General features: G+C 65.1%; 22 protein-coding genes and 2 tRNA genes. 16 read left to right on the forward strand and 8 right to left on the reverse strand.

The features are described 5' to 3' along the window. Window positions 1–76: 76 nt before the first annotated feature. The 4 genes from K1177_RS07535 to K1177_RS07550 all read left to right on the forward strand — a co-directional run bounded on the left by K1177_RS07535 (window position 77) and on the right by K1177_RS07550 (window position 4,129). Window positions 77–1,000: a sulfurtransferase gene (locus K1177_RS07535; protein ID WP_224702671.1), complete on the forward strand. Its 924-nt coding sequence runs from the start codon at window positions 77–79 to the stop codon at window positions 998–1,000. 104 nt (window positions 1,001–1,104) lie between these two features. Further along, on the forward strand, window positions 1,105–2,328 hold the full coding sequence (locus tag K1177_RS07540; protein WP_224702672.1) for a YeeE/YedE family protein: 1,224 nt from the start codon (window positions 1,105–1,107) through the stop codon (window positions 2,326–2,328). Between the two features lie 466 nt (window positions 2,329–2,794). Next, window positions 2,795–3,397, forward strand: a complete 603-nt coding sequence (locus K1177_RS07545) for a DUF6969 family protein (RefSeq protein ID WP_224703709.1) — start codon at window positions 2,795–2,797, stop codon at window positions 3,395–3,397. A gap of 318 nt (window positions 3,398–3,715) precedes the next feature. Continuing rightward, window positions 3,716–4,129, forward strand: coding sequence for a hypothetical protein (locus tag K1177_RS07550; protein WP_224702673.1), 414 nt, complete (start codon window positions 3,716–3,718; stop codon window positions 4,127–4,129). A gap of 160 nt (window positions 4,130–4,289) precedes the next feature. On the opposite strand, the gene K1177_RS07555 is transcribed toward K1177_RS07550, so the two are convergent. Beyond that, a complete protein-coding gene (locus tag K1177_RS07555) occupies window positions 4,290–6,599 on the reverse strand; it encodes a glycoside hydrolase family 15 protein (protein WP_224702674.1) in 2,310 nt (769 codons plus the stop codon). Continuing rightward, a complete protein-coding gene (locus K1177_RS07560) occupies window positions 6,596–7,288 on the reverse strand; it encodes an ROK family protein (RefSeq protein ID WP_224702675.1) in 693 nt (230 codons plus the stop codon). The genes K1177_RS07555 and K1177_RS07560 overlap by 4 nt, the downstream gene beginning before the upstream one ends. A 189-nt stretch (window positions 7,289–7,477) precedes the next feature. Here K1177_RS07560 and K1177_RS07565 point away from each other — a divergent pair, with 189 nt between their 5' ends. From K1177_RS07565 to K1177_RS07580, 4 genes are all read left to right on the forward strand, one after another. Beyond that, a complete protein-coding gene (locus K1177_RS07565) occupies window positions 7,478–8,155 on the forward strand; it encodes a response regulator (protein ID WP_224702676.1) in 678 nt (225 codons plus the stop codon). 1 nt (window position 8,156) lies between these two features. Further along, the gene (locus K1177_RS07570; protein WP_224702677.1) at window positions 8,157–9,512 is read left to right on the forward strand and encodes a sensor histidine kinase; all 1,356 of its coding nucleotides are present in this window, start codon (window positions 8,157–8,159) and stop codon (window positions 9,510–9,512) included. A 159-nt stretch (window positions 9,513–9,671) separates the two neighbouring features. After that, window positions 9,672–11,651, forward strand: coding sequence for a glycoside hydrolase family 43 protein (locus tag K1177_RS07575; RefSeq protein WP_224702678.1), 1,980 nt, complete (start codon window positions 9,672–9,674; stop codon window positions 11,649–11,651). 42 nt (window positions 11,652–11,693) lie between these two features. Further along, window positions 11,694–12,611 carry a phosphotriesterase family protein gene (locus K1177_RS07580; RefSeq protein WP_224702679.1) on the forward strand — a complete coding sequence of 306 codons (918 nt, stop codon included), beginning with the start codon at window positions 11,694–11,696 and terminating at the stop codon, window positions 12,609–12,611. 2 nt (window positions 12,612–12,613) lie between these two features. Here the strand turns inward: K1177_RS07580 and cydC are convergent, their stop codons facing one another. Continuing rightward, window positions 12,614–14,281: a thiol reductant ABC exporter subunit CydC gene (gene cydC, locus K1177_RS07585; RefSeq protein ID WP_224702680.1), complete on the reverse strand. Its 1,668-nt coding sequence runs from the start codon at window positions 14,279–14,281 to the stop codon at window positions 12,614–12,616. Then, window positions 14,278–15,996: a thiol reductant ABC exporter subunit CydD gene (gene cydD, locus K1177_RS07590; RefSeq protein WP_224702681.1), complete on the reverse strand. Its 1,719-nt coding sequence runs from the start codon at window positions 15,994–15,996 to the stop codon at window positions 14,278–14,280. Before cydD ends, cydC begins: the two co-directional genes overlap by 4 nt. A 150-nt stretch (window positions 15,997–16,146) precedes the next feature. On the opposite strand from cydD, the gene K1177_RS07595 reads away from it, so the two are divergent. The 3 genes from K1177_RS07595 to cydX are packed head-to-tail and all read left to right on the forward strand — an operon-like array spanning window position 16,147 to window position 18,968. Further along, window positions 16,147–17,718 (forward strand): cytochrome ubiquinol oxidase subunit I, encoded by a 1,572-nt coding sequence (locus K1177_RS07595; RefSeq protein WP_224702682.1) that lies wholly within the window; start codon window positions 16,147–16,149, stop codon window positions 17,716–17,718. After that, window positions 17,715–18,863 carry a cytochrome d ubiquinol oxidase subunit II gene (gene cydB / locus K1177_RS07600; protein WP_224702683.1) on the forward strand — a complete coding sequence of 383 codons (1,149 nt, stop codon included), beginning with the start codon at window positions 17,715–17,717 and terminating at the stop codon, window positions 18,861–18,863. The genes K1177_RS07595 and cydB overlap by 4 nt, the downstream gene beginning before the upstream one ends. Before the next feature lie 9 nt (window positions 18,864–18,872). Continuing rightward, window positions 18,873–18,968, forward strand: coding sequence for a cytochrome bd-I oxidase subunit CydX (gene cydX, locus K1177_RS07605; RefSeq protein ID WP_224702684.1), 96 nt, complete (start codon window positions 18,873–18,875; stop codon window positions 18,966–18,968). A gap of 199 nt (window positions 18,969–19,167) precedes the next feature. Here the strand turns inward: cydX and K1177_RS07610 are convergent. Further along, window positions 19,168–19,241: transfer RNA gene (locus tag K1177_RS07610), tRNA-Gly, on the reverse strand. A gap of 97 nt (window positions 19,242–19,338) precedes the next feature. Here K1177_RS07610 and K1177_RS07615 point away from each other — a divergent pair. From K1177_RS07615 to K1177_RS07635, 5 genes are all read left to right on the forward strand, one after another. Continuing rightward, window positions 19,339–20,193: a sugar phosphate isomerase/epimerase family protein gene (locus tag K1177_RS07615; RefSeq protein WP_224702685.1), complete on the forward strand. Its 855-nt coding sequence runs from the start codon at window positions 19,339–19,341 to the stop codon at window positions 20,191–20,193. A 174-nt stretch (window positions 20,194–20,367) separates the two neighbouring features. Beyond that, a tRNA-Tyr gene (locus tag K1177_RS07620) sits at window positions 20,368–20,452 on the forward strand. 322 nt (window positions 20,453–20,774) lie between these two features. After that, window positions 20,775–21,065, forward strand: coding sequence for a hypothetical protein (locus tag K1177_RS07625; protein WP_224702686.1), 291 nt, complete (start codon window positions 20,775–20,777; stop codon window positions 21,063–21,065). A gap of 249 nt (window positions 21,066–21,314) precedes the next feature. Next, a complete protein-coding gene (gene rlmB / locus K1177_RS07630) occupies window positions 21,315–22,067 on the forward strand; it encodes a 23S rRNA (guanosine(2251)-2'-O)-methyltransferase RlmB (RefSeq protein ID WP_224702687.1) in 753 nt (250 codons plus the stop codon). Continuing rightward, window positions 22,067–22,459: a hypothetical protein gene (locus K1177_RS07635; RefSeq protein WP_224702688.1), complete on the forward strand. Its 393-nt coding sequence runs from the start codon at window positions 22,067–22,069 to the stop codon at window positions 22,457–22,459. Before rlmB ends, K1177_RS07635 begins: the two co-directional genes overlap by 1 nt. A gap of 3 nt (window positions 22,460–22,462) precedes the next feature. On the opposite strand, the gene K1177_RS07640 is transcribed toward K1177_RS07635, so the two are convergent. The 3 genes from K1177_RS07640 to K1177_RS07650 all read right to left on the reverse strand — a co-directional run bounded on the left by K1177_RS07640 (window position 22,463) and on the right by K1177_RS07650 (window position 25,039). Next, on the reverse strand, window positions 22,463–23,275 hold the full coding sequence (locus K1177_RS07640; RefSeq protein ID WP_224702689.1) for a polysaccharide deacetylase family protein: 813 nt from the start codon (window positions 23,273–23,275) through the stop codon (window positions 22,463–22,465). 164 nt (window positions 23,276–23,439) lie between these two features. Continuing rightward, complete coding sequence (locus tag K1177_RS07645; RefSeq protein ID WP_224702690.1) at window positions 23,440–23,922, reverse strand: YaiI/YqxD family protein; 483 nt, start codon at window positions 23,920–23,922, stop codon at window positions 23,440–23,442. Next, window positions 23,912–25,039, reverse strand: coding sequence for an S-(hydroxymethyl)glutathione dehydrogenase/class III alcohol dehydrogenase (locus tag K1177_RS07650; RefSeq protein WP_224702691.1), 1,128 nt, complete (start codon window positions 25,037–25,039; stop codon window positions 23,912–23,914). The genes K1177_RS07645 and K1177_RS07650 overlap by 11 nt, the downstream gene beginning before the upstream one ends. Window positions 25,040–25,109: the final 70 nt, after the last annotated feature.

Consider the following 25,109-nt stretch of genomic DNA (forward strand, 5'->3'; position numbering starts at 1 on the left):
AATGGATAAGCCATCGCCAGACAGCGCCGTCCCCCCTGTCCTAGGATTGCGGCAACACTGGTTCTGGAGTTCAAAGATGCAGTTCGCAAAGTTTGCCGCCGTGGCGGTTGTTGGTTTCGCTGCGCTGGTTGGCGGCGCCCATGCCGAACGCCTGACGGATGCCCCTCTGGTCGACGCCGCCTGGCTGCAGGATCACCTCGGCAATGAAAGCCTGGTGGTTCTGGACGTCCGCGATGCCGTCGAAAACGTGCTGCCCTACACCACCGCCCATATCCCCGGCGCAATCTCGGCACCCTATGGCACCGCGGGCTGGCGCCAGGAAGTCCAGGGCGTGCCGGCCCAGTTCCCCGGCGCCGATGTGGCCGCCAAGCTGATCGGCGACCTGGGCATCAGCAATGACAAGCATGTCGTCATCGTCTCGCAGGGCACCAATTCCTCCGAGTTCGGCGCCGCCACCCGCGTCTACTGGACCTTCAAGGTGCTCGGCCACGACGCCGTGTCGATCCTCAATGGCGGCGCGCGCGCCTGGGATGCAGCCGGCGGCGAGGTGACCGAGGTCGCCACCACGCTTGAGCCCGCCCAGTTCACCGCCAATTTCCAGCAGCAGCTGCTGGCCACCACCGCCGACGTCGAAGCCGCCATCGCCAATGGCACCAAGCTCGTCGATGGTCGTCCGGTCGCGCAGTATCGTGGCGAAGGCAAGAGCCCGGTCGTGCGCGTCCCCGGCACCATCCCCGGCGCCGTCAACATCGACAACGGCCAGCTCTATAGCGCCGACAACGCCACTTTCGTCAGCGCCGACACCGTCGCCAACCTGGCGTCTGGCGTGGGCCTGGGCGCCGATGAGGCCAACATCGCCTTCTGCAACACCGGCCACTGGGCGTCCATCGTCTGGTTCGGCCTGTCCGAAGTGCAGGGCAACAAGAACACCCGCATGTACGACGGCTCGATGGCCGAATGGGCTGCCGACGAATCCCGCCCGGTCGTCAACGGCCTCTGATATCTCACGATCAACCTGATTACGGGCGGTGTCCGGGCTTAAGGCCTGGACACCGCCTGACTTTTTCGGCCACCAAACATCTGATGCATTGAGGAGATTCGTTGATGAGCCAGCTGTCCGCGACAGCGCCGGGGTCCGCGCCGACATTGCCCGCCCCATCGGTGGACAAGAGCGTCGCCCTGGTGGTGAGCCTGCTGATCGTGATCGGCGTCCAGCTGATCGGCCAATTGGTGTCGCCCCGCCAGTCGCTGCTGTTCCTCATCGGCGGCCTGCTCGGCGCGACGCTCTATCACGCCTCCTTCGGCTTCACCGGCGGCTGGCGCCGCATGGTGGTTGAAAAGCGCGGCCGCGCCATGCGCGCCCAGATGCTGATGATCGCTGTCGCCGCCATTGCCTTCATCCCCCTGCTCGCCATGGGCAGCGTTGGCGGCCAGGCCCTGGTGGGCGCAACAGCGCCAGTCGGCGTCTCCGTGCTGTTCGGCGCCGCTCTCTTTGGCCTGGGCATGCAATTGGGCGGCGGTTGCGGCTCGGGCACGCTGTTCACCGTTGGCGGCGGCAGCGCCCGCATGCTGGTGACGCTGGTCTTCTTCATCGTCGGCGCGGTATTGGGCACCGCCCACCTGCCCTATTGGCTGACGCTGCCCGCCTTGCCGCCAACGAGCCTGGGCACCGTGCTCGGTGTGCCGGGCGGCCTGGCCGTCACGCTGCTGGGCCTTGCCGCCGTCGCCGCGATCACGGCTGTGATCGAGCGGCGCAGCCATGGGTCGCTGGAGCGCGAACCGGCCACGAGCCGCAAGGGCATCGAGCGCCTGCTGCATGGTCCCTGGCCGCTGGTCGGCGCAGGCCTCGCCCTTGCCCTCCTCAATATCGCCACGCTCCTCGTGGCCGGCCACCCCTGGTCGATCACCTATGGCTTTGGCCTGTGGGGCGCCAAGATCGCCCAGGCTGTCGGCATCGATGTCGCCAGCTGGGAATTCTGGACCTGGCCGGCCCAGGCCAAGGCGCTCAATTCCAGCGTCTTGCAGGATGTCACCTCGGTGATGGACTTCGGCATCATTCTGGGCGCCGCGCTGGCGGCGGCCCTGGCCGGCAAGTTTGCGCCCAAGGCCAAGCTGCCACTGGGCTCGTTGCTGGCGGCGATCATCGGCGGACTGATCATGGGCTATGGTGCCCGGCTGTCGTTTGGCTGCAATATCGGCGCGCTGTTCTCCGGCATTGCCTCGGGCAGCCTGCACGGCTGGCTCTGGTTCGCCGCCGCCTTCGGTGGCAGCCTGGTCGGGGTCTTTGCCCGGCCGCTCTTTGGTCTGGATGGGTTCAAGCGCTCATGAGCAATCGCAATACACTGTTGTTCGGCGCCGCCCTCGTCGCCGCCACCGGCGCCATTGCCGCCGATCATGTGAGCCATCGCGCCGCGCCGGCGGCCCCCGCAGCCATGGCGGCCAGCGCCGCCCCCTGTGCCGCCAATCCCTGTGGGGCCGGCAATCCCTGCGCGGCTGCTGCGCCATGCGCCGCCGCGTCCCCGGCAGCATCGCCCTGCGCGGCAGCGCCCTGCGCCGCGGCCAACCCATGTTCGGCAGCAGCTCCCTGCGCCGCTGCCGCGCCTTGCTCAGCCGCAGCACCCTGTTCCGCCGCTGCTCCGGCAGCCGTTGCTGCACCATGCGCAGCGGCAGCGCCCTGCTCGGCAGCCGCACCGTGTTCAGCTGCGGCCCCCTGTGCCGCGGCTGCACCGGCGCCTGTGGCTGCGCCCTGCGCTGCTGCGGCGCCCTGCGCGGCCATGGGGCAATAGGCCCAGCCATGAGCGACCTGCAGCGCGCCGCCCAGGAAGCCCTGTTCTGCCAGACCATTCTGGCCAAGAGCGGCGACAATGTGCTGCTCGAAACCCTGCGCGGCGCCGCACCGGTCACCTGGGCGCATTATCCGCCCGGCGATGTCTTCGATCCCGACAGCGGCGCGCAATGGTATTACCACTGCCACGATGCCAGCCCCCATGCCGCCGAGCACGGGCATTTCCACTGCTTCATCCGGCCACAGGGCAAGACCGGTCCGATCCACCATCTGGTCGGCGTCGGTGTCGATGCCTATGGCCGGCTGGTGCGGCTGTTCACCGTCAATCACTGGGTGGTCGGTGACGACTGGGCCGATGCTGCCACCACCACGCCGCTGCTCGAGCGCTTTGACGTGCACATGGCGCGGCCATCCTATCTGGTCAATCGCTGGCTCACCGCTGTCCTGAGCCTCTACCAGGCCGAGATTGCCCAGCTCATCGCACAGCGCGACGCCTGCCTGGACCGGCACCAGCCGCCTGAGGGCATCGCCACCCGCGAGGATCGCAGCCTCGAAGTCACCTCCGAGCTGATGGTGGACCTGGCAGCCCGCGCCAAAGCGCTGGGCGTCTAGATCGTTTCAAGTTCAGACCGGCGCGGTTCTGTCGCCCCTCCCCCTTGAGGGGCCTCGAGGCGAGCGAAGGTCAAATTGCGCCAGCGGCGCGATTTGAGCCGACAAGGCCATGAGACCTATGGTCGAATGGCTGGCCCGGGTGGGGTCGTTCGCTGGCCCTCAGAACCACCCGCAACCTGACAAATAAGTAAAGCTCGGGCGAGGTGCAGGCAAACTCACCCGCCTAAACCTGTTTGTGTTGATGCAGATGCATCGACCGCGACCGGCCAACGGTTTCTCCGCCCCGATCCGTTTCAAGCCTCGCAATAGGAGATCAAAATGAAGAGCTTTGCCAAAATCGCCTCCCCCGCCATTGTTGCCTTTGCCGTGGTCGTTTCGGCGGGCGCGGCTTTCGCCGCCCCCACGTTCACCACGGCCACCCCCGGCAGCGGCATGGCGATCGCGGATTTCGGCAGCCAGCTGGGCGTCTTCAACCCGACCGAAGTGACCGACCTGGCAGCCGCCAAGTCCGTCACGGTCGTCAAGTATGACACGGCCTGGACCAAGGACGACGACACCGCCAAGGCGGTCGACCTGCTGACGGCCGATGCGCAGTCGATCGGCCAGCTGCGTGAGGCGCTCAAGGCCAATCCCGAAGCGTCCAAGTTGCTCGAAGCCAACCACATCGCCATCAATGACGTTGTCGACCTGGTGTCGGACGGCGCGGGCAATGTGTCGATCTACGTCTCGTAAGCGATCCCAGCGGTCGGAACTGCGGCGCGAACCTCCCGCGCGTTGCAACTGACCGCTGGCCAGGACGGCCAGACGATGTCCCGCGTCTGCGCCGCCCCTGACGGCCAAACGCCCCGGCAAGCCCTCTGCCGGGGCGTTTTGCTATGCGCAATCCTGCGCATCAGCCACGAAGCGAAATGGCGAAATCCTGTTCCCGCCAGGCCTGGCGCTCGGTGAAGAACACAGTGAAGCGCAACGTGCCAAGCCGAACCAGCACATCCGCCTCTACCGTGACGCCATGCATGCCGAACCCCACAGGCATCGAATCCCGCTCGCTGACCTGTTTCCAGTCGGCGTCGCCGAAATGCAGCACGAAGGGCTCTTCGCACTCGACGCGCACATCCCGGCCTTTCGGCACGCCGGCAAACGCACTGCTTTCCCGCCAGATCCAGCAGTCCGCCTGGGGCGACTGCCCGCCATAGCGGGTTTCGACCTGGGCAAAGCTCTCCGCACAGCGGCCGGTCACCGAGGCGGCCAGTAGCTTGAGCAGTTCGCCATGCGCCCAGACCAGCGGCATGGCGCTGCCGCTCGGCTTGCCGGGTTCCAGGCCCCGCTCGGGAATGGCGGCGCTGTCCCAGATCTGCTCGGGCAAGAGCCCCCCAGGCCCGGCCATACGCACCATGGCGTCGAGATAGGGTTGCGCATCTTCACCAGCCGCCACGGCATAGTGGCCGCGCTCGCCGGTCAGCAGCGGCCAGAGCCGGCCGACGCCGATGCCGTCAAAGGCGCTGCCGTCATCCTTTTCGCCATAGCCGTCGCCATTATAGCGATAGTAGCTGGGCCCGCTGGGCGTCTCGCGCCGCAGCACGCTGTCGACCAGCTTGACCGTATCGACGATGCGCTGGTCATGCGGCGAGCGCAGCCCGGTGCGCACCAGATAGAGGAACTCCATGCCCAGCAGAGCCTTGGCCGCGACGCGGCCATGCGCGACATTGCGCCGGTCGATTGCCCCGGCCAGCCCGCCTTCGGCCGGGCGCGGCGACATACGGACATAATAGCCCGCAATGCCGGCATCAGCGGCGAGCGGTCCCTGGGCGGCATAGGTCCAGTCCTCGATGCGCTCGTTCCAGCAATCGGCCAGTGCCAGGAGATAGTCGCGTTCGGCCTCGGCAAAATAATCTGCCGCCACCACAAGGGCCGAGATCACCACCGACAGGGTGAAGGGACTGGCGCCGGCGTTTTCTTCCCAGCGATCCTGATCGCTCATCGGCCCGTTGCGAACGATAAAGCCAATCGCCTTGCGCACCATGTTCTGTTCGGGCGCGCTGAAGGTCAAATGCCCTGCCGCCTGCAGCTTGGCCGCCAGCAGCACCGGCAGCGCCACCTCGTCGAGCTGCTTGCCCGTCCAATAGCCGCGGCCATCAGGGAAATAGTTCTGAGCCCAGCTGCCATCCTCGGCCTGGGTGCCGATGAGATAATCGAGCGTGCGCCCGGCATCTTCGAGCTTGCCGATGGTGACAAGCGCAAACGCCGCCTCGACCGTGTCGCGCGTCCACACCAGATGGTAGCCGCCGGCATCATCATGGCTGCTGCCCCAGGGCACGCTGAGGCTGGCCACCACGGCGCCGGCATAGGTGCGGTCCTCATGCACCTTGATCACCGCAGCCGACAGCTCCGCTGCCCGCTGCAATTGCGGTGTCGTATAGGGAATGCGCAACCCGGCCGTCCACTGCCGCCACTGTTCGACAAAGAGGTCGACCGTTTCATCATAGTCATCCGCCAGGCCCGAGCGCGACAGCGTCCGTGCGCCCTCCGCCGTTTCGGCAAAGCCGAGCGACAGCGTGCCGCTATTGGCCGCCAGCTCGCCCATCAGTGACACATTACCATCCCGCGCCTCGGGATAGCTCCAGGTCATGGCGCCATTGGCGTGAAAATCCTGCCAGCCATCGGAGGAGCCGACATAGCCGGCGCTGCTGCGCGAAAAGCCGCTATCGGCGCGCAGGCACAGCGCCACATTGGCGCCCAGCGCCGACAGCTCCTCGCTGGCAAAGGCATCATTGCTGCCGCTGCCACCCAGATGCGGGGCCAAGAGCGCATAAAGGCGCACACCATCGCCCGAAAGCGCATAGCGGATCAGCAGCGTGTCGCGCAGCGGATGGCAGAGGAATTCCAGTTCCAGCCGATAGCCCGGCCCCTCATGCACCACCTTGGGCAGCGGCACCCCGTCATGCGGCGTGGAAATGGCATAGCGATTGGCCCGCTTGATTTCGGTCCAGCCATCGGGGCCGGCGACGATGAAGCCGAGGTCACGGATCTGTGGATGGCCGGTCGAGGGCCAATAGACCTCGTTGACAATGCCATGGCCAACGGTCGCCCAGATACGGCTGCTGCCCAGCGACGTGGTCACCGCATCCTTGTCGCTGGACGACCAGGTGGGGGCAATTCCGGGAGCACCGGGCGGCGTGTTCTTGATCGGCTGCTGTTCGGTCACTCTTCGGTCAACCCTTTGTTGGCCCAAACGCGGAATCCGCCAGCGAAGGCGTTGTCATTGTCGCCACGACGGCACTTGGGCGGAAGCTCCTTGAGATGATCGACATTGCCGCCCCCGATCACCACATAGTCGGGCTCCAGCGCTGCTGTGATGCGCTCGACAATGTCGAAGACCGTCTTGCGCCAATGCTTGTTGCCGCGCTTCTTGCGGCTGGCTTCGCCGACATAATCCTCAAACGTCTTGCCCTTCTTGTAGGGCAGATGCGCCAGTTCCATCGGCTCGGCAATACCATCGACAATCATCGCCGCACCCAGGCCGGTGCCCAGCCCCAGGAACAGCATGCGGCCACCGTCATAGCTGCCAAGTGCTTGCATCAGCGCATCATTTACGATCCGCACCGGCTTGCCCAGCGCGGCCGCATAGTCAAAGCCGACCCAGCCCGACCCCAGATTATGCGGCTCCGAAATCGGCCGATTGTGTATCACCGGACCGGGGAACCCGATGGTGACACAGTCATAGTGCTGCCCCGCCATCATGTCGTTGACGGCGTCGCACATCTGGCTGGCGCTCATTTTGGAGCCGGAATCCGCCTTTTGTGGCGTGCCACCAGCACTGGTCAGGCATTTCACATGCGAGCCGCCCACATCCACGCTGAGGACGATCCGGCTCGTTTTACTCGTGTCGTCCATTCTGGCGTGTCCTCTCAAGTCAGCGTAAGGCGGGCGGACTTGGCGGCAGGACTGTGGTCCATTTGCGGCCGGCGCAAGTATCGGGCCAATCTTGCAGATTTGTAAGGCTGACGCCAATTGCGCGTTTGGCTGGCCATGCCATGATAGGGTTATGAGTGCAGTCCAGACTGCCCGGCCGGAGAGGCAGCCATGAAGATATTGATCGCCGAAGATGACCGGACCTCGGCCCAGTTCCTGATCAATGGCCTGAGCCAGGAGGGCCACAGCGTCGAGCATGTGACGGATGGGCGCGACGCGCTGTCATTCTGCCTCTACAACCCCTGCGATCTGCTGATCCTGGACCGCATGATGCCCGGCATGGACGGGCTGTCGGTCCTCAAGGCGCTCCGCGCGGCTGCCAGCAAGGTACCGGTGATCTTCCTGACCGCCATGGGCGACGTCGATGACCGCGTCGAGGGCCTTTTGGCGGGCGGCGACGACTATCTGGTCAAGCCCTTCCACTTCTCCGAACTGATGGCCCGCATCACTGCCCTCACCCGCCGCCCGCAGGAAGCCACCCAGACGACGCGGCTGACCGTGCATGATCTGGAACTTGACCTGCTCACGCATGCGGCGCGACGCGGCGGCCAGCAGATTGAGCTTCTGGCCAAGGAATATGCTTTGCTTGAAGTGCTGATGCGCAACGCCGGACGCATCCTGACCAAGACCATGCTGCTTGAGCAGGTCTGGGATTTCAACTTCGACCCCCGCACCACGGTGGTGGAAACCCATATGAGCCGGCTGCGCAGCAAGGTCGACAAACCCTTCGACGTGCCGCTCATCCACACCACGAGGAATTCGGGCTATTCGATTCACGCACCACGCTAATGTGACATCGGGCGACACCTTTCGCTCCATGCTGCTGGTGACGGCTGTGCTCGTCATCGTGCTCAGCATTGCCGGCCTGTTCGCCTATGACCGCATCACCAGCGCCCTGACGGACCAGTTGCGCGCCAGCGTCGCCGAGGACTTCGTGCTGATGCAGGATGCCGAGCAGCGCGCGGGCGAACTGGGCCTGGCGCAGTTCATCACCTGGGCCAGCGCAACCCGCGCCGCGCCGACCTTTGCCTTCGGGCTGTTCACCCAGTCCGGCGTCCACGTTGCCGGCAATATCGCCAGCGCTCCCGACTTCACCGGTTGGGGCACCATCACCCTGCCCGCCAGCACCAGCGAGCCAGCGCGCGACATGCTGGCGCGCGCTGGCGTCATCGGCGACCATGTTGTGGTGGTGGCCAGCACCAATGACGACGCGGCAACTGTCGGCGCTGTGGTGCTGGAAACCCTCGCCATCGCGGGCCTGGTGATCGCCCTGGCTGGCCTGGCGGTGGGCTATATCGCCAGCCGCAATGCCTCGCGGAAGCTGCGGCGGCTGGCGCAGACGCTTGAAAGCGTGGCCGGCGGCAATACCGCGGTGCGGCTGCCAATCAGCCACCGCAATGACCAGTTCGACTTCGTCTCGCGCGAGATCAATGCCTATCTTGACCGTCTGTCCGAGCTGATGGCGACGCTGCGCAATACGGCCATTGCCATCGCCCACGACCTCAAGTCCCCTCTCAACCGCGTTTCCATCCTGCTGCAGAACGCTGCAGCGGCGGGTCCGGAGGAGACTGCGGACTATCTCGACCGCGTGCAGGTCGAGATGGATGGGCTCAAGGACACGCTCGACACCATCCTGCGCATTTCGCGTATCGAGGCCTCTGACGACACGTCAGCCTTTGCGCCCTTCGACATGGACGAGATGCTGGCCGACCTGGCGCAGACCTTTGCGCCGGTGGTCGAAGACCAGCAGCAGACAATCACCTATAGCCCGCCGGATGGCCCGGTCTCTCAGGCCTTCGGCGACCGCCGCATGCTGCAGCAACTGCTGGTCAATCTCATCGAGAATGCCGCGCGCTATGCCGGCCCGGGCGCGGCCATCACCCTGGGCCTGGGCGAAGGCGACGGCGCACCGGTGGTCTGGGTCCGCGACACCGGACCGGGCATTCCCGATGAAAAGCGGGAACGCGTGTTTGAGCCTTTCTATCGCCTAAACGCCGAGCGCGATGAACGCGGCACCGGACTCGGACTGGCCATGGTCAAGGCCATCGCCGCCCGCCACCGCGCCGGCATCGTGCTGGAAGATGCCCGGCCGGGGTTGATCGCCCGCCTGACGATGGTTCCCCAATCGGCCTTTTCCCGGCATTGACAGGGCAACGCGCGGCAGGCCGAGAAAAGCATCGCGTGCCGATTGCCTGATCCATATCAATGGTTATGATGCGAACGACTGTTGGAGGACGGTCGCTCTCCCATAACACCGTGCCAGCCGCCCCATGCGCGCCGCACCATCAAACCAAAGACAGCACCCATGGCCACCACCTGGACCGCGGACAACGGCAACGGCACCTATACCAACCCCTTGTTCTACGAGGAGTTTTCGGACCCCGACATCATCCGGGTCGGCAATGACTTCTACATGACCGGCACCACCATGCACACCATGCCCGGCCTGCCGGTGCTGCATTCGACCGATCTGGTGAACTGGACGCTGCTGGGCTACGCGCTCGACCAGCTCGACTTGGGGCCCGAGTTTCGGCTGGAGGGCGGCGAGATATACGGTCAGGGCATCTGGGCGCCCTGCATCCGCTATCGTGACGGCAAGTTCTATATCTTCTCCAACGTCAACAAGCAGAAGACACAGATCTTCACCGCCAGCGATCCCCGCGGCCCTTGGCAGCACAGCGAGGCCAGCTACAATTACCATGATCTGACGGTGTTCTTTGACGACGATGGGCGGGCCTATGTCGTCTGGGGCTATCGCAATCTCAAGATCGCCGAGCTGGATGTTACGCTGCATCATGTATTGCCCGGCACTGAGCGCGACCTGACGCCACCCGACAGCCTGATGGGTGAAGGCGCCCATTTCTACAAGGTTGATGGCAAGTATCTGATCACCAGCGCCTGGTTCGTCGGCCGCATGCGCATGCCCTGCGCCAGGGCGGACAGCCTGGACGGCCCCTGGGAGATCAACCCCGCGATCTCGATCGACGAGGACTTCGGCCTGGTGGAAGGCTACAAGATCAAGGGCGCCGGCATTCCCTTCACGCCCGAACCACCTTTCGAGATTGTGCCACCCAACCCCGGCAACAATGGCCGTCTCAACCTGCACCAGGGCGGCATTGTCGATACACCCGACGGGCAATGGTGGGGGTGGTCGATGATGGACTACAACGCGCTGGGGCGGCTCACCTGCCTCTCGCCCATCACCTGGCAGGATGGCTGGCCCTATTTCGGCCTGCCCGGCAATCTGGGCCGCACCCCGCGCACCTGGGTCAAGCCCGCCGTTCCCGAGGCCGCCATTGCCGTGCCCTGGCCAGAGCGCAGCGACGACTTCGATGCGACCGAGTTGAACCCCCTCTGGCAATGGAACCATGTGCCGGTAGCGGACAAATGGTCGCTGACCGAACGGCCCGGCTGCCTGCGGCTGCACACGCTGCCAGCCGAGGATTTCTGGCACGCCCGCAACAGCCTGACCCAGCGGGCGATGGGCCCGCGCTCCATAGCGACCGCACGCCTCGATGCCTCGGGCCTGGCGCTGGGCGATGTGGCGGGCCTTGCGCTGCTGGGCATGCCGTGGCGCTGGGTGGGCATTGCCCGCACGGCAAAGGGCTTTGAGATCCGACATTTTGACTTTCAGACCGGGGAAACCCTGACTGAGGCGACAGACGCAACCACCGTCTGGCTGCGCGCGGACTGCGACTACCTCAGCGAGGAAGCGCAGTTGCTGTATTCCACCGATGGCGCTCAGTTTGCGCCCATCGGCCCGCGCCACATCATGACCTTCCAGCTCAAGACCTTCCAGGGCATCCGCTATGCGCTGTTTGCCTATAATGGCGCGGGACAGCCCGGCGGCCACGCCGATTTCGACAGCTTCACCCTCGACGAGCCGCATCCGCGCGGCCTGATGCAGCCCATCCCGGCCGGCGCCAGCGGCACGCTGGTGCTGGCACGCGACACAGGTGTCGGGCTGGCGGTGGACGTCGGAACTGTTGTCGGCGGCCCGCCGATGACGCTGACAGTCGAGGAGGTTGCGCTGGGCCGGGTGATCCTCCGTCATGCCGATGGCCCGCTGTCGGTAACAGCGGGTGGCGTGGTGAGCGTGGGCGGGCTGCCGGGCAGTGCCACCGAATTCCAATGGGTGGAAACGCCGACCGGCGAACTCATCCTGATGTCCCTGGCCACCCACCGCTATCTGCGCATCCATGATGATGGCATGGTGCGTGCCGACAGCCCGGGGCCCCGGCCCGACGGTCTGGACGGCGTCCGTTTCCGCTTTATCGTCAGCTGATTGTCCGCAATCCTGGCCCCAACCCAAGCCGCGAGAAGATCGATGACCTATCTCTACACCACCCTGGGCAAGCGCAGCGCCGATCAGCTCGGGATGATCCTGCCGCATGAACATGTGTTCGTGGACCTGCGCACCCCCGACCAGCCGGGCTATGCCGAGGCCGACGAGGCCGAGGTTCTGGCGCTGATGGTGCCCGAGATCGAGGCGATCAAGGCGCTGGGCGTCACCGCGCTGGTGGAATGCTCCACCGGCGGCGTCGGTCGCCGCGCCGATATGGACATCGCTGTGAGCCTGGCCACCAATTTCCCCATCGTCGTGCCGACCGGCAATTATCGCGAGCCCTGGATTCCGGACTGGGTGCGGGACGCCAGCGAGGCCGAACTGGGCGACTGGATGCTGCGTGAACTCACCGACGGCATGGACGAGACGGGCGTGCCCGCCGGCTGGATCAAGATCAGCGCCGGCGACGACGGCATCACCCCGCTCGAAGCGAACATCCTGCGTGCTGCCGTGCGCGCCTCCAAGGCCACCGGCGCCCTGATCGGCAGCCATACCATTCGCGGACGCGTGGTGATGGACCAGCTCGATATCATCGCCGCCGAGGGCGGTGCCATCGATCGCTTCGTGTCCATCCACACCCATGCCGAGCCCGACTTCGCGCTGCACAAGGCCATCGCAGCGCGCGGCGCCTGGATCGAATATGACAATATCGGCGCCGTGCCCGTGTCCGAAAGCGCAGATCTGATCGTGCGGGCGCTCGACGCGGGTCTCGGGCCACAATTGCTGATCAGCCACGACCGCGGCTGGTTCGACCCGGCCCTGCCCGGCGGCGGCACGCCCAAGCCCTATACCGTGGTGAGCACCGAGCTCTTGCCTGAGTTGCGCCGGCGGGGCGTTGACGAGGCAACCATCGTCCAGTTGACCCACGCCAACCCGTTCCGCGCCTTCTCGCGGCCCTGACCTCAGGCGGTGCCGGCGGCTTGGTCCACGATGTGTCCTGCCCGCAGCGTCAGCACGCGGAAACCTGTCGCGGGCACATCCGCATGGGTGATGACCAGCGCCGTGCGTCCCGCGGTGAGCCGGGGCACATCGGCCAGGAAAGCGGCCTCCGCCTGGGGATCGAGCCCCGTCGTCGGTTCATCCAGCACCACAACGGGTGCTGGCGACAGCAGCGTCCGGGCGAGGCAGATGCGCCGCGCCTGCCCCCCCGAAAGGCTCTGCCCGCCCTCGCCCAGCGTGGCATCAAGCCCGCCGGGCAGGCTGCGAATGGCCTCGCCCAGCCGCACGGCATCGAGCACCGCCCACAGAGCGGTGTCGTCGGCATCGGGACGACCGATCAGGAGATTGTTGCGCACCGTGTCGTGGAAAACCGGGGCATCCTGCGTCATCAGCGCGATATGCCGCCGCAGCGCGTCCAGGGGAATCTGGGCCATGTCGACGCCGCCGACATGGATGGTGCCGGCCAGCGGCTGCAACAGACCGACCAGAAGCTGAGCCACGGTCGACTTGCCGGCCCCGCTGGGGCCGCGCAGCGCAACGCATTCGCCTTCAGCGATGGCAAAATCCACGCCGTTCAGCACTTTCGCCCGGGCGTCATAACCGAAGTCGACCGCTCGGAACACGAGCCCGGCATTGGCGCGCAAGGACACCTCGGGCGCCACCCCGTCCACAGGCGCGGCACCTCCGGCCACATCCACAAGGCGCTCGGCCGCCGCGATCGAGCCGGCCAACCGGCTGGCGCTGCGGACGAGTACCGCCGAAACCTCAAAGCTCGCCATCACGGCCAGGACGAGGCCGACCAGCACCGGCCCGTCCATACGGCCGTTTGAGACGGCATCAATCCCGGCCGCCAACGTGCCAACGACGATGATGGCCGAAGTCATTTGCACCGCAGCGGCCGCCAGGCTGCCCAACCGCCCGAGCTTCTGCTTGACCATCGAGAGGCGTTCGGCCTGAACGCCAATGCGGTCTGTGGTTGCATCCAGGGCGCCAAACAGAGCCAGGTCCCGATGGCCGTCGAGGCTCTCGAGGATGCCGGTGCGCAGCTGCGCGCCGGCTTCGGCCGCCTGGTTGCCCAGCTTGCGCGAAACCTGCACGAGCGCGACCGGCACCAGCACCGTGGCGACAAGGAAGCCTATGGCATAAAGGGGCGCCGCTACCGGCAACACCAGTGCCAGCAGTACGCTCATGCCAATGCCGGTGATAACCGCCACCGCGATCGGCCCCAATGCGACCAGAAACACGGTATCGAGCGCGTCGAGGTCGGCCATCAGCCGGCTGACCAGATCGCCGCGCCCGATCGAGACCGGCAGCGGCGACCGCGCGAACATGCGCCCAAACAGCCAGCGGCGCAGGTCCGACAGGGCCCGCAGGGTTGCGCTATGGCCTGTCAGCTTTTCGAAATAGCGCGAGAGGATGCGGACGAACGACAGGCCCCGTACGCCGGCTGATGGGCCGAAGAGGTTGAAGGCCGCGCCGGCGGTTGACAGCGCCGCAGCCGTCAGGAACCAGCCCGAGAGGCCCAGCAGCCCGATGCCGGCGGCCACCGTGACCGTGGTCAGCACAATGGTGAGCAGGAACAGTCCCCGCACCGGGCGGAAGGCGGGGAAAAAGCTCAGGAGCGCCTTCATGCTGCCGACCTCCGGCCGGCCGGCGGCAGTTTGGGCACCGGCATGGGCAGCAATTGGCCATCGACGAGACGGAAGCAGCGATTCATCCGCGCGGCGACGGCGTCGGCATGGGTCACCACGATCATGGTGCGTTGCCGCGCAAAGCCCATCAGCTCGTCCAGGACCGCCTGTTCGGTGTCGACATCGAGATGGGCGGTGGGTTCGTCAAGCAGGATCAACCCCGGCGTCCGCAGATAGAGCCGCGCCAGCGCCACGCGCTGCCGCTCGCCGCCGGACAAGCCAAGGCCGGTTTCGCCGAGCGGCGTGTTCAACCCGAGCGGCAGCTGGCCGGCGAAGCGGCTGACCTGCGCGCGACGCGCAGCCTCCTGCAGCCGAGCTGCGTCGGCAGTGCGGTCACCCAGGCCAATATTGTCGGCGATGGTCCCCGCGAAGATCAGCGGACGCTGGCCCACCATGCCGATGACCTCATGCAGTTGGCTTGGCGCGATCTGGTCGAGTTCACAATCGTCCAGAAGCAGGCTGCCGCGATAGGGGCGCAAGCCGGCGATGGCTTCAAGCAGGGTGGACTTGCCACAGCCGCTTGGACCGACGATGGCGATGTGCTCCCCGGGCTTGAGGCTGAAACTGGCCTTGCAGACCACCGGGCGGTTGTCGGGCGCATCCACGCACAGGTCATGCAGCACCAGTCGGGCACCGGCGGCCGTTGCGGGCACGGCGATGGCGCTGGGGATCTGATCGTCTTCAACGGAGGCGCTGCCAAACTGCGTTGCGATCTCGGCAACGGCGGCCTTGGCGGTGGCGCGGTCGTGATAGTGCGCGGCCAGAAGCCGCAGGGGCTGATAGACCTCGGGCGCCATCAACAGGCAGAACAGACCCGCCTGCAGGGAGAACGGTTCGAACCGGAGGTTGACCAGCCCCAGATAGCTCAGCCCGACATAGAGGGCGACGCCCGCAACGCCCAGCGCTGCGAAGAACTCCAGCACGGCCGAACTGAGGAACGCAATCCGCATCACCCCCATCGTGCTGTGACGCAGGGCTTCACTGGCCGCGCCGGCCTGTTCGATCTCGGCAGCGTCCCGACCGAAGAGCTTGAGCGTCACCAGGCCACGCAGGCGATCTGCAAAATAGCCGCTCAGCTGCCCCTGGGCTGTCGCCTGGCGACGATTGGCCGCCTCGGCGCCCCAGCCAACCAGCGCCATGAACACCGGGATGAGCGGTGCGGTGATGGCAAACAGCAGGGCCACAAACCAATCCACCGGCAGCACAGCCACGGCAATTGCAATAGGCAGCAAGGCAGCCTGCACCATGGCCGGCATATAGCGTGTCAGATAGCCATCCAGCGCTTCGACCTGATCGACCATCGCGGCAGACAGGGCACCACTGGACCGGCTGGCCGTCCAGATCGGCGCCTTGCGAAACAGGGTCTCGACCAGGGTACGGCGCAGGCGCGACTTGGCCTGTTCGGCGCTGGCCAGCGCCAGCACATCGGCGCCGAAGCCGAGGGCCACCCGTGCCACCATGAGCAGCGCCAGATAGACCAGCGGCGCCCCCAGCAGGCTGACCGAGAGACCATCCACCACCGTGCCCTGCAGCAGATGCGCCAGCAGCCAGGCCTGGGGAATGAGCAGCAGGCCAGACACCAGCGGCAGCGCCATTGCCATCCGGCCCGTCGTCGTCGGGGCGGACAGGTTTCGCAGCGTCAGCAAGGAACTCATGGCAGCACAACCTGGGCAAGTAACCGGCAATGGCCCAGTCATCGCAGCTCTGGCTGGCGGGGCATTGATCCATGTCAACAGCACCCGTTCTGCACAGGCGTAAGCATGGATCACCCGGCAGTGTCCGGAATGAACCTAAGGTATTGCGACATGACAGACCCACTCGTCGTCGAATTGTCGCGGCTGCAGTTTGCCGCTACCGCGATGTATCACTTCCTGTTTGTCCCGCTCACGCTGGGACTCTCCATTCTGGTTGCGACAATGGAGAGCGTTTATGTGATGACCGGGCGCCCCATATGGCGGAAGGCCGTGCTGTTCTGGGGCACGCTGTTCGGGATCAACTTCGCGGTCGGTGTTTCCACCGGCATCGTCATGGAATTCCAGTTCGGGATGAACTGGAGCTACTACAGCCACTATGTCGGTGACGTCTTCGGGGCGCCGCTGGCCATCGAGGGCCTGATGGCATTCTTCCTGGAAGCCACTTTCATCGGCCTGTTCTTCTTCGGCTGGGATCGGCTGCGCCCCGTGGCGCATCTGACGGTCACCTGGCTGATGGCCCTGGGCGCCAATTTCTCGGCGCTCTGGATCCTGATTGCCAATGGCTGGATGCAGAACCCGGTGGGTGCCACGTTCAACCCCGACACCATGCGCATGGAAGTCACCGACTTCATGGCCGTGCTGTTCAACCCCGTTGCCCAGGCCAAGTTCGTGCATACGGTCAGCGCCGGCTATGTGACCGGCGCCGTCTTCGTCCTGGCCATCAGCGCCTTCTACCTGTTGCGCGGCCGCCATGTCGAAATGGCCAAGCGCTCGATGGTGGTGGCCGCCAGCTTTGGCCTTGCTGCCGCATTGTCGGTGGTCGTACTGGGCGACGAGTCCGGTTATGTCGCTACCGAGCATCAGAAGATGAAGATCGCCGCCATGGAGGCGATGTATGAGACCGAGCCGGCCCCGGCCGCGCTGACGCTTTTTGCCATCCCCGGCGCCGATGGCCGCCCCACCTATGAAGTCAAGCTGCCCTATGTGCTGGGCTTGATCACCACGCGGTCGATTGATCGCGACCTCCCGGGCATCACCGAGCTGACTGAGCGCGCCGCTGGCCGCATCGTCAATGGCATCAAGGCCTATACCGCGCTCGAAGCCATCAAGGCCGACAGGAACGACGCCGTCGCCCGCGCCGAATTCGCCGCCAACCAGGCCGACCTCGGCTATGGCCTGCTGCTCAAGAAGTACCGGCCCGACGTCGAGAACGCCACCGGCGAAGAGATCACCCTGGCGGCCCTCGACACTGTCCCCGATGTCTGGCCGCTGTTCTGGAGCTTCCGCCTGATGGTGGGCATCGGCTTCTTCTTCATCGCCTTCTTTGCCCTGTGGTTCTGGAAGGCCTCGCGCCACACGCTGACGTCGAGCCCGCTGCTGCTGCGCATTGGACTCTGGGCCCTGCCCCTGCCCTGGCTGGCGGCAGAAGCCGGCTGGCTGATCGCCGAATATGGCCGCCAGCCCTGGGTGGTCGAGGGCGTGCTGCCCACCTTCTACGCAGCGTCCGGCCTACATGTCTGGGATCTGATCATCTCGCTGGCGTTCTTTGTTACCGTCTACACCGTGCTCGCCATCGTCATGGTCTGGCTGATGTTGCGCGTCGTCCGGCATGGGCCGGCCGAGCAGACCGCGCTTGATCACCCCCCCGTTCCCGCAACCGCTTTTCCGGAGCCTGCAGAATGAGCGCACTTCCTCTCGACTATGAAACCCTGCGCCTGATCTGGTGGGCGCTGCTCGGCACGCTGCTGATCGGCTTTGCCATCATGGGCGGCATGGACCTGGGCATCGGTGCCCTGCTGCCCTTCGTTGCCCGCAACGATGCGGAACGGCGCGTGCTGCTCAACCTGTCCGGCCCCACCTGGGAAGGCAACCAGGTGTGGCTGGTGCTGGGCGGCGGCGCCATCTTTGCGGCCTGGCCGGCCATCTATGCGGCAAGCTTCTCGGGCTTCTATATCGCCATGATCGCCATTCTGCTGGCACTGATCCTGCGGCCCGTAGGCTTCAAGTTCCGCTCCAAGGTCGACAACCCGACCTGGCGCTCGGTATGGGACTGGGGCCTGTTCATCGGCGGCTTTGTTCCCTCGCTGGTGTTCGGCGTGGCCGTGGGCAATCTGTTCCTGGGCGCCCCCTTCCGCCTCGATGACACGCTGCGGGTGAGCTACGAGGGCAATTTCTTCGGCCTGCTGACTCCCTTTGCCCTGCTGGCGGGCCTGGTCAGCCTCTCCATGCTGCTCACCCAGGGCGCGACGGTGATTGCCGCCCGCACACAGGGTCCGATGGCTGAGCGGGCCCGCACCTATGGCCGCTGGGCAGCCCTGGCCACCCTGGTCCTGTTCATCCTGGGTGGCGTGGTCGCCCTGACCATGCTGGGCGGCTACAGCATCAGCAGCGCCATCGACACGGGCGGCCCGTCCAACCCGCTGGGCAAGACCGTGGTGATCACCACGGGCGGCTGGGCCAGCAACTATTCTGCCATGCCATGGACCCTGGCCGCACCCGCGCTGGCCCTGTTGGGGAGCCTGCTGGCCTATGTCGCACTGACGGCACGGGCCCATGTGCTCGGCATTCTCAGCTCAAGCCTGGCCATCCTGGGCATCATCGCAACGGCGGGGCTGTCGCTCTTCCCGTTCCTGATGCCGTCCTCGATCGATCCGGCCTCGAGCCTGACCGTGTGGGATGCCTCGTCGAGCCAGCTGACCCTGTTCATCATGCTGGGCGTGACGCTGCTCTTCCTGCCCATCATCCTGCTCTACACAACCTGGGTCTTCCGCGTGATGCGCGGCCCTGTGACCACCACCAGCCTGAACCGCAACCCCAACGCGTATTGAGAGATCATCATGTGGTACTTTGCCTGGATCCTGGGCATGAGCCTGGCCTGCTGCTTCGGCATTCTGAATGCGATGTGGTATGAGCTGACTGAAGAAAAAACCTGACCCATCAGCCGCCGCGCCAGAACCCTGGTGCGGCGGTTGTCTTTCGGCCCGCCTCACGCCAGCCCACGACGCTGTGCCGCCCCGCCCCTGCCCCCGACATCGCTTCAAACCTACGCGCAACACGACGCCGCCGCACTGCTGAGCGGCCGTAAAACAGTCAGCCATTTCAGCGGGCCGATGGTTGTGCAAGGATGAGGATTGGAGCGGGTAGCGGGAATCGAACCCGCATATTCAGCTTGGAAGGCTGCTGCTCTACCACTGAGCTATACCCGCTCGGTCGGTGACCGACAGGAATGCCATTAGCTTGACAGCGCCGCGCCCGCAACCCCTCAGGCCGGTCTGCGGGCAGATATCGGAGAGTGAACGGAACATGCAGCTCGGGATCAATCTACTGTGCCTCAGCGGTTTCATCGAGGCCGAGCACATCGATCACCTGCACCGCCTCAAGGACCTTGGCTATGACGGCGTGGAAGTGCCCGTGTTGCGTGGTGCGCCGGCGCATTACGAGTGGCTGGGTCGTGAGCTCGACCGCATCGGGCTGCGCCGCACTTCGACGTCGGTGATTCCCTCTGCGCTGGCCAATCCGGTCAGCGCCGATCCTGCGGAACGCCTTGCCGGGCGGCAGCATCTCGACTGGGCCATTGATTGCGCCATCGCCCTGGGGTCGGAGAGCCTGGGCGGGCCAGTCCATGCACCGATCGGCCATTTTACCGGCCAGGGCGCCACCGAAGACGAGCTCAACCATGGCGCCGAAGCCCACCACGCTCTGGCCGAGCGGGCCCAGGCCAATGGCATGATCATCAGCCTCGAACCACTCAACCGCTTCGAGACCTATTTCCTCAACACCACCGAACAGGCCGTCGCCTATGCCGAGCGGGTCGACCACCCGGCTTTCCGCATTATGTACGACACCTTCCATGCCCATATCGAAGAGCAGAGCCAGCCCAGGGCCATCGCCCGTCTGGGCCGGCATCTGGGCGTGCTGCATGTGTCCGAGAACGACCGCGGCATCCCGGGGCGGGGCCAGATCGACTTTGCCGCGGTATTTGCTGCCATTCGTGCCAACGGCCATGACGGCTGGGTGACGCTGGAGGCCTTCGGCGCCGGCCTGCCCGAACTGGCAGCGGCAACCCGGGTGTGGCGACCGCTGTTTCCCGACTTCGAGACGCTGTTTGCCGAATCCATCCTCTTCCTGCGCCAGCAATGGGCCGACGCGGCGCCGTGACTGCACCAGCCCCGTCCGGCTGAAACGCCCGGCAAAGCTGGCCCAGTCACACAGAGCAGTGGTTTTTTGTCGAGCCATGCGCGTGGGGTGTTGACACTGTTGTCACAGACCACCATAAACCGCCCCGACGACACGCCTCGGCGCGTTGTCATCCTACCCAGACGACGATGTAGTGGAGGGGTGGGAGAGTGGTTAAATCCATCAGACTGTAAATCTGACCGCTTAGCGTACACTGGTTCGAATCCAGTCCCCTCCACCATCGCCCTCCCGCTGAGGCCCAAGGGCCAGCGGTTCCTGGCACCTCCCCCACCACACTGTTGGACAGTTTCGGCCTCGCCGCCGGGGCAGGTTCATGACCCAAGGATTTGTCCTGCCCGCGCTGCGGCAGCCACGGGAATCGCTGATCCCTTGCAGCGGCAGCACTCAACGGGCTTCCTCGTCCTGCTCTCCGACAGAAATCACCGTGTGGCGCAGGCCTGAATAGGCCAAACAGGCAGCGTTTTCAGTCGCGCGCACCTTGTGCACAACACACAATATTGAATAACATCCCTGTGGGAATTAATTCAAAGTGGACGCACATCTTGGATACGAACAAAATAGAAATCCTAGGTGCCGCGGCCGCCACCCACGGACACCAGAAGGTATTGGAGCAGGCATCCGACCTGACCGTTGCCATTATTGAGCTGACAAAGACCGTGCACGCCTTGGCGCAGGAGGCAGCCCTTTCGCCCGAGCGTGAGGCGTCCGTGGTAGCTACTCTGAAAGAGCTGGTCAGCCAGCACGCACATTTGGCTAAGTCGTTGCGGGACCACGCCGAGAAACTGTCGTTGGATGAACCAGTCGTGCAGGAGGAACAGGAGACGGCGTGTTGACCCCTCGCCTGTTGGCTGCTCGATAGCAGTCCGGAACGTGCTGTGACGCACAGACATGATGTAGGGCAGCGTGGTGCATTTCCAAAAAGGCATATGGAAATTGCCACGCAATGACAGCAGCTTAACAGTTGGGTGAGAGGGAGTTACCCTCACCCGTCGCCCGTCCCCAGAATGGCCAGACCTTGCCACTTGGCCGCTCTGCATGGCGAGCCGCTTGCTGGCACTGCGCAAAGGCGCTAGGCAAGGCTCATGAGCTTCAACAAATTCCCGCCCAAGAAACGCTACGACCCCGATGACGGCCCGGTGTACCTGTATGGTCTGCATACGGTGCGCGCCGCGCTGGACAATGCCAACCGCATCAAGAAGGTGCTGCTGGCCACGCCCAATGCCCTTAACCGGCTGAAAGAAACCGGCGAGATCGGCAAGGTCACCGTCAAGGAAACCACGCCCAAGGAACTCGATCGCCTGCTGGGTGATGACGCCGTGCACCAGGGCGCAGCACTCGAAGTCGATCCGGTTGGCCGCTTCGGCCTTGACGATATCCACCCGCTCCGCCTCGTCGTGATCCTTGATCACATCACCGATCCGCACAATGTCGGTGCCATTCTGCGCACCGCCTGCGCCTTTGGCGCCGATGCCGTCATCACCACCGCGCGCCATTCGCCGCGCGAGACCGGCGTCATGGCGAAATCAGCCTCCGGCGCGCTGGATCTGGTGCCCATGATCGAAGTGCGCAACCTGGGCGACGCCATCGAAAAGCTCAAGGCACGCGGCATGTTGGTGCTGGGCTTTGATTCGGAATCTGAACATCAGCTCAAGCCACGCAGTGATGACAGGGCCATGGCCATCGTCATGGGTGCCGAGGGCAAGGGCCTGCGTCAGCGCACCCGCGAACTCTGCGACGAGATGGTCAAGCTGGACATGCCCGGCCCGATCAAGTCGCTCAATGTTTCCAATGCCGCCGCCATAGCGCTGTTTGCGGTCACTGCCGGACGAAGCTGATGAGCCAGTTTGCCCCCTTTGCCATCGCCCTGCGTCTGTCGGGTGTCACCATCGGGCAGTTCGAGCTCGACGCCGCGCTGCGCCAGCTCTGCAGCCGCTATGAGCCGGAAGATGCCGAGGGCAGCTTCTACGCCCAGGTGGATGTCGCACCCGCCAATCCGGTGCGCAGCCTGCTGGAACTGGCCGAGCGCTCCGGCCCGACCATCGCTGCCATGCTGGACGATCGGCGCATCGGCAAGGCGGTGCTGGATCTGGCCTTTGACTATCCCGAAGAGGGCGAGGCCATGTCTGCGCGCCTGCCCGCCCTTGTCGCCGCGGCCATTGCCGGCCACGGCATCGACATCGAGGTTTCGGTTTATCTCACCGACGTCGAAGACGACGAGGAAGACTAGGCCCTAGAGACTGCCGCGCAGGGCGGCGCCGTCGGCCGTGATGATGTCGCGACCGAAGATCGAGTTGTCCTTGGGCACCAGCCGAACCACCGAGTAGCCGCGGTCCTGCAGTTCGGCCAAAAAGCCGGGCAGCAGGTCGACGGTACGCTGGTGAATATCGTGGAACAGGATCACCCCGCTGCCCCGCGCGTCCAGACGCGCCAAAGTGCGGTTCGTGACGGTTTCGGCCGTATCCTTGTAGTAGTCCTTGCTGTCGATATCGACGTCGAGCACCACCACATTGCCCTGCAGCAGATTGGTGCGCAGGAAACCCGTCTGGGCCAGATAGGGAAAGCGGAAGAAGGGCGATAGCCGTTGCCCTGCCCCGGCCAGCGCTGCCGAAACGGCGCTTTCGCCCTTGGCAATCTCGTCGATGGCCGCCTGACGATCCAGACTGCTGAGATCGACATGGGAATAGGTGTGGCTGCCAACAGTATGGCCATGCAGCGCGACCTGCTGCGCCAGGTCGGGGTGGGCCTTGGCCGCAGACCCCAGCATCAGGAAGGTTGCCTTGACGCCGAACTGGTCGAGCGTGGCCAGGATCTCGCCGGTCTTGCCTGGGCGCGGGCCATCGTCGAACGTCAGCACGACCTCACCCGGACGCAGGATGATATCGGCTGTGCTGCCGACAGCCAGCGTGCGCCCACCCAGTTTGCCGGAGGCAAAGATGCGCTCGGGCATGGGCTGCTCCAGAACCGGTTGATAGGCCCGCAAGGCCGAGCCTGCGGCGGGATCGACGATGGAATTGGTTATGTCCCCCTTGCCCGTCCGGGTCATCAGATCCCGATCCGAGGGGGGCTTGGCGCAACCAGCCAGAGCGGCGCCGACGACGACAAGCGACAAGACAAAGCGTGACAGCGACACGGACTGAACTCGGTACTATTGCGACCAGCCCAGTTTTTCCCATTATGGTTAATATTCGGCTTGCAAAGCCTTAAGAACTACTTACCGGCCAGCACTTTAGCTTTGCGCCCCAGCGTATCGAGGGCGCTGAGGAAGGCGGAGCGGTCGGCCGGACGGAAGCCGGCATTGTAGCCCTTGCTCTCGCCCGTCTCGCGCAGATGCTGGTTCAGCTCCCGCATGGCCAGCGCCATGCCGATGGACGCTGGCGTAAAGGGCTTGCCGGTAAAGCCCAGCACATGGCAGCCCTTGTCGATGGCCCGGCTGGCCAGCGGAATATCGGCGGTGAGCACAATGTCATTGGCCTGCGCCTGATCGACGATCCAGTCATCGGCGGCGTCGGCGCCCGCGGGGACGACGACCACCTTGACCATGGGATCGCGCGAGGGGCGCACCCCGCCATTGCTCACCAGCGTAATGACGAGACCAAGGCGTTCGGCAACGCGCATGGCCTCGTCTTTCACCGGACAGGCATCGGCATCAACAAAGATGGTGGGCGCGGCGCCCAAGGCGTCAGTAGACAACGACGCTGCGAATGCTTTCGCCGGCCCGCATCAGTTCAAAGCCCTTGTTGATGTCCTCCAGACGCAGCGTGTGGGTGATCATCGGATCGATCTCGATCTTGCCGTTCATGTACCAGTCGACAATCTTGGGCACGTCGGTGCGGCCCTTGGCGCCGCCAAAGGCGGTGCCCATCCAGGTGCGTCCGGTGACCAGCTGGAACGGCCGTGTGGAGATTTCCTTGCCGGCGGCGGCCACGCCGATCACCACCGACTTGCCCCAGCCACGGTGGCTGCACTCAAGCGCCTGGCGCATGACCGTTGTATTGCCGGTGCAGTCGAAGGTGTAGTCGGCGCCGCCGATCAGATCGCCGCGCCGCTTGGTGAGATTGACGATATAGGGGACGATGTCGCCCTCGATCTCCTTGGGGTTGACGAAATGGGTCATGCCGAAGCGCTCGCCCCAGGCCTTCTTGTCATTGTTGATATCGACGCCGATGATCATGTCGGCGCCGGCCAGGCGCAGCCCCTGGATGACATTGAGCCCAATGCCGCCCAGGCCGAACACCACGGCGGTAGCGCCGATCTCGACCTTGGCGGTGTTGATCACCGCACCAACGCCCGTGGTGACCCCGCAACCGACGTAGCAGACCTTGTCGAAGGCCGCGGCCGCATCGATCTTTGCCACGGCAATCTCGGGCAACACGGTGTAGTTCGAGAACGTCGAGCAGCCCATGTAGTGGAAGATCGGCTTGCCATTGAGCGAGAAGCGCGACGTGCCATCGGGCATCAGGCCCTGGCCCTGGGTGGCGCGGATGGCCGTGCAGAGATTGGTCTTGCCCGAGCGGCAGGAATAGCACTCGCGGCATTCCGGCGTGTAGAGCGGGATGACGTGGTCACCCACCTTGAGACTGGTCACCCCTGCCCCGACCTCGACCACCACGCCGGCGCCTTCATGGCCCAGCACGGCGGGGAACAGGCCTTCGGGATCGGCGCCCGACAGGGTGAAGTCGTCAGTGTGGCAGATGCCGGTGGCCTTGATCTCGATGAGCACCTCGCCCGCCTTGGGGCCTTCAAGGTCCAGCTCGACGATTTCAAGCGGCTTGCCAGCCTCGAAGGCAACTGCGGCGCGGGTTTTCATGTCAGAGATTCTCCAGAGACCGTTTTGCCCATTGTGTGGCACAGGCTCCGGGGATGCGGCAACCGACTTG

It is taken from the genome of Devosia aquimaris (assembly GCF_020169335.1).
Classification (GTDB): Bacteria; Pseudomonadota; Alphaproteobacteria; order Rhizobiales; family Devosiaceae; genus Devosia; species Devosia aquimaris.

Bases quoted from the DNA above. Each gene is read 5' to 3' on its own strand.
- K1177_RS07545 (WP_224703709.1), top strand. From the start codon at position 2,795: ATGAGCGACCTGCAGCGCGCCGCCCAGGAAGCCCTGTTCTGCCAGACC.
- K1177_RS07650 (WP_224702691.1), bottom strand. From the start codon at position 25,039: ATGAAAACCCGCGCCGCAGTTGCCTTCGAGGCTGGCAAGCCGCTTGAA.
- rlmB (WP_224702687.1), top strand. From the start codon at position 21,315: ATGAGCTTCAACAAATTCCCGCCCAAGAAACGCTACGACCCCGATGAC.
- K1177_RS07540 (WP_224702672.1), top strand. From the start codon at position 1,105: ATGAGCCAGCTGTCCGCGACAGCGCCGGGGTCCGCGCCGACATTGCCC.
- K1177_RS07615 (WP_224702685.1), top strand. From the start codon at position 19,339: ATGCAGCTCGGGATCAATCTACTGTGCCTCAGCGGTTTCATCGAGGCC.
- K1177_RS07535 (WP_224702671.1), top strand. From the start codon at position 77: ATGCAGTTCGCAAAGTTTGCCGCCGTGGCGGTTGTTGGTTTCGCTGCG.
- cydB (WP_224702683.1), top strand. From the start codon at position 17,715: ATGAGCGCACTTCCTCTCGACTATGAAACCCTGCGCCTGATCTGGTGG.
- cydD (WP_224702681.1), bottom strand. From the start codon at position 15,996: ATGAGTTCCTTGCTGACGCTGCGAAACCTGTCCGCCCCGACGACGACG.
- K1177_RS07640 (WP_224702689.1), bottom strand. From the start codon at position 23,275: ATGACCCGGACGGGCAAGGGGGACATAACCAATTCCATCGTCGATCCC.
- cydC (WP_224702680.1), bottom strand. From the start codon at position 14,281: ATGAAGGCGCTCCTGAGCTTTTTCCCCGCCTTCCGCCCGGTGCGGGGA.
- K1177_RS07595 (WP_224702682.1), top strand. From the start codon at position 16,147: ATGACAGACCCACTCGTCGTCGAATTGTCGCGGCTGCAGTTTGCCGCT.
- K1177_RS07565 (WP_224702676.1), top strand. From the start codon at position 7,478: ATGAAGATATTGATCGCCGAAGATGACCGGACCTCGGCCCAGTTCCTG.
- K1177_RS07580 (WP_224702679.1), top strand. From the start codon at position 11,694: ATGACCTATCTCTACACCACCCTGGGCAAGCGCAGCGCCGATCAGCTC.
- cydX (WP_224702684.1), top strand. From the start codon at position 18,873: ATGTGGTACTTTGCCTGGATCCTGGGCATGAGCCTGGCCTGCTGCTTC.
- K1177_RS07550 (WP_224702673.1), top strand. From the start codon at position 3,716: ATGAAGAGCTTTGCCAAAATCGCCTCCCCCGCCATTGTTGCCTTTGCC.
- K1177_RS07635 (WP_224702688.1), top strand. From the start codon at position 22,067: ATGAGCCAGTTTGCCCCCTTTGCCATCGCCCTGCGTCTGTCGGGTGTC.
- K1177_RS07575 (WP_224702678.1), top strand. From the start codon at position 9,672: ATGGCCACCACCTGGACCGCGGACAACGGCAACGGCACCTATACCAAC.
- K1177_RS07560 (WP_224702675.1), bottom strand. From the start codon at position 7,288: ATGGACGACACGAGTAAAACGAGCCGGATCGTCCTCAGCGTGGATGTG.